General features: G+C 31.5%; 7 protein-coding genes. 6 read left to right on the top strand and 1 reads right to left on the bottom strand.

The genetic code is table 11. The features are described from left to right. The first annotated feature begins 62 nt into the window (after positions 1-62). Positions 63-452 carry a hypothetical protein gene (locus L6Q46_RS12270; RefSeq protein WP_111567323.1) on the top strand — a complete coding sequence of 130 codons (390 nt, stop codon included), beginning with the start codon at positions 63-65 and terminating at the stop codon, positions 450-452. Positions 453-508: 56 nt separating this feature from the next. Here the strand turns inward: L6Q46_RS12270 and gldA are convergent, their stop codons facing one another. Beyond that, entirely contained in the window at positions 509-1,414 is a 906-nt protein-coding gene (gldA, locus tag L6Q46_RS12265; RefSeq protein ID WP_291284548.1) for a gliding motility-associated ABC transporter ATP-binding subunit GldA, read from the bottom strand. A gap of 266 nt (positions 1,415-1,680) precedes the next feature. On the opposite strand from gldA, the gene L6Q46_RS12260 reads away from it, so the two are divergent. The 5 genes from L6Q46_RS12260 to L6Q46_RS12240 form a co-directional block, all read left to right on the top strand. Continuing rightward, on the top strand, positions 1,681-2,508 hold the full coding sequence (locus L6Q46_RS12260; protein WP_291284547.1) for a prephenate dehydratase: 828 nt from the start codon (positions 1,681-1,683) through the stop codon (positions 2,506-2,508). Positions 2,509-2,550: 42 nt separating this feature from the next. Further along, positions 2,551-3,633: a bifunctional 3-deoxy-7-phosphoheptulonate synthase/chorismate mutase type II gene (locus L6Q46_RS12255; RefSeq protein WP_291284546.1), complete on the top strand. Its 1,083-nt coding sequence runs from the start codon at positions 2,551-2,553 to the stop codon at positions 3,631-3,633. Between the two features lie 86 nt (positions 3,634-3,719). Then, positions 3,720-4,697 (top strand): ribosome small subunit-dependent GTPase A, encoded by a 978-nt coding sequence (rsgA, locus tag L6Q46_RS12250; RefSeq protein ID WP_291284545.1) that lies wholly within the window; start codon positions 3,720-3,722, stop codon positions 4,695-4,697. Positions 4,698-4,766: 69 nt separating this feature from the next. After that, positions 4,767-5,219: a D-aminoacyl-tRNA deacylase gene (gene dtd, locus L6Q46_RS12245; RefSeq protein WP_291284544.1), complete on the top strand. Its 453-nt coding sequence runs from the start codon at positions 4,767-4,769 to the stop codon at positions 5,217-5,219. A gap of 5 nt (positions 5,220-5,224) precedes the next feature. After that, a partial coding sequence (locus L6Q46_RS12240; RefSeq protein WP_291284543.1) for a DUF3857 domain-containing protein occupies positions 5,225-5,901 on the top strand: 677 nt, incomplete at its 3' end.

The raw sequence follows: 5,901 nt of genomic DNA, 5'->3' as shown, positions 1-5,901 counted from the left end.
AAAAATATATTTTTTTATTCAAAAAAGAATTGTAAATTTATAGTATTAAAAAAACAAGAACTATGAAAAAAATTATCTATTCATTCGTAATTTTATTCATTTCCCAGTTAACCTTCGCAAATGAATTAGATTCTATCTTAACAAAAGCTAGATCACTAACCGAGAAGAAAAATTATTCTGAAGCAATTAAAGAGTATGAAAATTACATTAAATTGTCTAAGGGTGAAAATTTAAAAGATGTTTATATTGAAGTAGCCAATTGTTACTTTTATCAAAATAAAAAAGAGGTTGCCGTAAAATACATCAAAGAGGCCATTACCAAATATGGTTTTACGGAAGAAGATTTCATTTACAATTCGTTGTTGAATGAAAATTTGTCGAGTTACGCACTTTCTGTGGTTTACGATGATTACGACAAACTCAGACAAAAGTATTTGGTAACTTTAAATTAATTACCATTACAATACTTTTAAAATCTCCTTACAGTTTTAGTTGTAAGGAGATTTTTTTATTTCTTCTTAGCTGTTTTTTCTCTAAAAATTTGCTCCAAGTTTTTATTCTTCAATACAATTTGTAACGTTCTTAATTGATTGGCTTGTGCAAAATCAAACAAGGTTGGACGCATATCGGTAGTTGAAGTAAAAGTTAATTCCCAAACTAAATCATGCGAATTTTTTGCTGATTTTAAATTAGGAAGTGAAGTAAAAATAGTTTTATCTACTTTTTTGTCAAATTCTACTTCAATAATTTGTTCGGCTTCTTCGGCAACTAAATTGTTTAGTTTTTTATCGGTAACAATTTTTCCTTTATCGATGATGATAATTCTATCACAAATAGCTTCCACTTCTTGCATGATGTGTGTTGAAAGAAAAACTGTTTTGTCTTTTCCAATGTTTTTAATCAAATCGCGAATTTCAACTAATTGATTTGGGTCTAAACCTGTCGTAGGTTCGTCCAAAATCATCACATCTGGATTGTGTAATAAAGCGGTTGCTAATCCAACACGTTGACGATATCCTTTTGATAATTCTCCAATTTTTTTATGACTTTCCGGAGTTAATCCTGTCAAAGCAATTACTTCATCAATTCTTGATTTCGCAACTTTATGTAAATCGGCATTAAAAGCCAAATATTCTCTCACATATAAATCCAAATACAACGGATTGTGTTCTGGTAAATACCCAACCGATTTTTGTACTTCTTTTTGAGCAGAAGTAACATCGTGTTCGTTTACAACTGCAGTTCCGCTATCTGCTGTTAAATAAGTAGTCAAAATTTTCATTAAAGTGGATTTTCCAGCGCCATTTGGACCTAAAAAACCTACGATTTCTCCTTTTTTTACAGAAAAACTAACGTTGTCCAATGCTTTTTGGTCTCCGTAATTTTTTGAAATATTTTGAACTTCTATCGACATATCTTGTAAATTTTAGCAAAAGTAACTTTTTTTAAAAGAACTCAAATTTATTTAAAAAAGTATTTCGTTTTCATTTTTTTATTACTTTTACGCAATCAAATAATAAATAGCGCAATGCTTACCAATAGCACATTTTTATATAACAATTCTTTTTATTTCTTCTGGAGACAGATGAGGGATTGTTGTGCTATTATATAAATGAAAGAAATTTATTTTATAAACATACAATCCCGATGCAAATCGGGATTTTTTTTTTGCTCAAAATTATGGGAATTAAAATCGCAATTCAGGGAATTCAAGGGTCGTTTCATCATCAAGTAGCACATCGTTATTTTGGTGATGCGATTGGTTTGGATGAATGCAGCTCGTTTCGAGATGTAGTTAATAGTTTGAAAGCCAATCAATCCGATAAAGCGGTTATGGCGATTGAAAATTCAATTGCAGGAGCCATTTTGCCTAATTATGCTCTTATCGATTCAAATGATTTGCACATTATTGGCGAATATTTTTTGGACATTCACATGAATTTGATGGTGTTTCCTGGTCAAAAAATTGAAGATATTACAGAAGTGCATTCGCATCCAATTGCTTTATTGCAATGTGCCAATTTCTTTGGTCAATATCCGCATATTAAGTTGGTAGAAAGTTCGGATACCGCGATTACGGCTAAACGAATTCAGGAAAATCAATTAAGAGGAATTGGTGCTTTGGCAGGACCAGTTGCGGCTAATATTTATGATTTGGAAATTATCGCTGATGGAATTCATACCGTAAAAAGCAATAAAACGCGTTTTGTAGTTTTAAAAGCATCGAACAAAGAAATTCCAAAAGAACTCATCAATAAAGCTTCCATAAAATTTGAATTAGATGATACACCAGGTTCTTTGGCAACAGTTTTAAATGTGCTGAATAATTGCAAATTGAATCTGACGAAAATTCAATCGCTTCCAATTATCGAAACACCTTTTACTTATGCGTTTTTTGTGGATGTGGTTTTTGAAAAATACAAGCATTTTGAAAAAGCGAAAAAAGTAATGGAAATTATGACGACGCATTTCAAGGTTTTGGGCGAATATGAAAAGAGTAAACAATAATAATTTAATAATAAGTAGTAATTTTACAGTGAAAATATGGTTATGGAAAATAAAAAAGAATTACGCACTTGGTTAGATGATTTTCAGTTGAATCATCCACTGGTAATAGCAGGACCTTGTAGTGCTGAAACCGAAGATCAAGTTTTAAAAATAGCACACGAATTAAAGAATTCTGATGTTTCTATTTTCCGTGCGGGAATTTGGAAACCGCGTACGCGTCCAGGTGGATTTGAAGGTGTAGGTGAAATTGGATTGAAATGGTTGCAAAAAGCCAAAGCAGAAACCGGTTTGTTAATGGCAACTGAAGTTGCTACGGCAGCTCACGTAAAATTAGCTTTGGAACACGATATTGATGTGTTGTGGATTGGCGCTAGAACAACAGTAAATCCATTTGCAGTTCAAGAAATTGCAGATGCTTTGCAAGGAACTGATAAAATAGTTTTATTAAAAAACCCAGTAAATCCTGATTTATCTTTATGGATTGGTGGTTTAGAGCGATTGTATAATGCGAACATAAAGAAATTAGGTGTAATTCATAGAGGATTTTCCACTTACGAAAAAACAAAATACCGTAACAATCCCGAATGGCAAATAGCGATTGATTTACAAAATCGTTTTCCTGATTTGCCTTTGATTTGTGATCCTTCGCACATTACAGGAAAGCGCGATATGATTCAAGAAGTATCGCAACAAGCTTTAGATTTGAATTACGACGGATTAATTATTGAAACTCATATTGACCCAGATAATGCCTGGAGTGATGCAGCCCAACAAGTTACGCCAGCAACTTTAAAACAAATGTTCATCAATTTACGCGTTAGAAAAGTGTCTGATGATGAAAGCGAATACAACCAAAAAATGGCAAAACTACGCATGCAAATTGATGAATTTGATGGAAAGCTGTTAGAAATTTTGGGTAACCGAATGAAAGTAGCGGATAAAATTGGTTTGCTTAAGAAAGAAAAAAACGTTGCGATTTTACAGAATCAACGTTGGAACGAAATCTTAGGAAAAATGATTTTAGAAGGTGAAGAAAAAGGTTTGAGTAACGAATTTGTAATGCAATTGTTTAAAGCCATTCACCAAGAAAGTATTACACATCAAGAGAAAGTGATTAATAAATAATTTAGCTAGAAACACTATCTTTGTTGAAATAATTATTTAGTCATCCTGAGATTGTCGAAAGGCTGACTTCTAACTTCTAACTTTGAATGACAGGAATCGTATATAAATCTACCGGAAGCTGGTACACCATTAAAACTGAAAATGGTGCTTTTTTAGAGTGCCGTATAAAAGGTAAATTTAGAATGAAAGGTATTAAAAGTACCAATCCTATTGCGGTGGGCGACGTTGTGGATTATGATATTGAAAATACCACTGATGAAACCACCGGAGTAATCACAGCGATTCACGATAGAAAAAATTACATTGTTAGAAAATCGGTAAATTTATCGCATCAAATGCATATTATTGCATCCAATATTGACGTGGTTTTTTTATTGGTAACCATCAATAATCCGCCAACAACCACAAGTTTTATCGACCGATTTTTAGTTACCGCCGAGGCTTATGGAATTGAAGCCGTAATTGTCTTCAATAAAATAGATACGTTTGACGATGCTACTTTAGACGAGCAATTATATTTACAACATGTATATTCATCAATAGGTTACAAATGTTTACGCGTTTCAGCTAAAGATGGTAAAGGAATTGACGAACTAAAAGCGTTAATGAAAGACAGAGTTTCAATGTTTTCAGGACATTCAGGTGTTGGAAAATCAACTTTGGTAAACACTTTAGAACCAGGATTGAATTTAAAAACCAAACAAATTTCCGAATCGCATGCACAAGGAAAGCACACCACAACGTTTGCCGAAATGTTCGATTTGTCTTTTGGAGCCAAAATTATAGATACGCCAGGAATTCGTGGTTTTGGAATTGTAGATATGGAAAAACAAGAAATTGGGGATTATTTTCCTGAATTTTTTGCTTTGAAAGACCAATGTAAATTCAATAACTGTTTGCATAAAGATGAACCACATTGCGCCATTAAAAAAGCATTAGAAAATGACGAAATTTCGTGGTCACGCTATAAAAGTTACACTCAAATTTTAGAAGGCGACGAAGAACAATATCGTGCTGATATTTACGATGCTGAACGAAGAGCAAGTGACGAAACAAGGAAATAATTTGTTTTTTTACGGATTTCCGTAAATCTTTTCTGATATTTTTATACTTTTGGTGTTTATGTATTAAAAATGAAGACAGTCATCCAAAGAGTTTCTCAATCATCAGTTATAATAAATAACGAAATTGTAGCTCAAATTCAACAAGGGGTATTAGTTTTAGTTGGAATTGAAGACGCCGATAATCAAGAAGATATCAATTGGTTAACCTCAAAAATAGCCAACTTAAGGATTTTTGAAGACGAAAACCAAGTAATGAATTTGTCGTTAAAAGACATTGATGGCGAAATGATTGTAGTTTCGCAATTCACTTTACATGCATTAACTAAAAAAGGAAATCGTCCAAGTTATATTAAAGCCTCAAAACCTGAAATTGCCATTCCGCTTTACGAATCTTTCCTACAACAAATGGAAATAGAATTAGGCAAAAAAGTACAAACCGGACAATTTGGAGCTGACATGAAAGTAGGCTTAGTTAATGATGGACCTGTTACTATTTTAATAGATACAAAAAATAAAGAATAGCCAATATGAGAAATATTTTATTGTTTTTTTTCCTTTTTTCTTCTGTTTTTAATTTTTCTCAAGAAATAAGTTTTTCAACTTTATTGATACCAAAAGAGTTGATTGAAAATTCAAATAGTGTAATTCGAGATCAAAAAATTGAGATTGAAATCCTATCTAGAAGGCAAATGATTATTAAGAAATCTAAAACAATAACAGTTTTAAATAAAAATGGACTAACCAATATTGATGCAATTGAATTTTATAATAAATCTACTAAAGTAAAGACAATAGAAGCAATTGTTTATAATTCATTTGGCAAAGAATTAAAAAAAATTAAGCGTAAGGATTTTATAGATCAAAGTGTAGCAGATGGATTTTCAATTTATAATGATGATAGAAAGTTGTTTTTAGATTACACTCCAACTGAATATCCTTTTACAATAATATACAAAAGTGAACTTGAAACTTCAAATACTGCTTTTATACCAACTTGGTATCCTGTTGACGATTTTTATGAAAGTGTTGAAAAATCTTCAATTCATATTAAATATCCAAGTGAAATGGGTTTTAAGTACAAAGAAAAAAATTTTAATTTAGATAAAATTTCAAAGCAAGAAGATTCAAATAAAATTAGCTTTAATGCTCTGAATTTAAAAGCTGAAAAGTACGAAGAGTTTTCGCCTTCTTTTAAGAAAATTAA

Origin of the sequence: Flavobacterium sp. (assembly GCF_023151265.1) — a bacterium.
GTDB lineage: Bacteria > Bacteroidota > Bacteroidia > Flavobacteriales > Flavobacteriaceae > Flavobacterium.
Note: the sequence above shows the minus strand (reverse complement) of the source record. Positions and strands in the feature narration are given on the sequence as shown.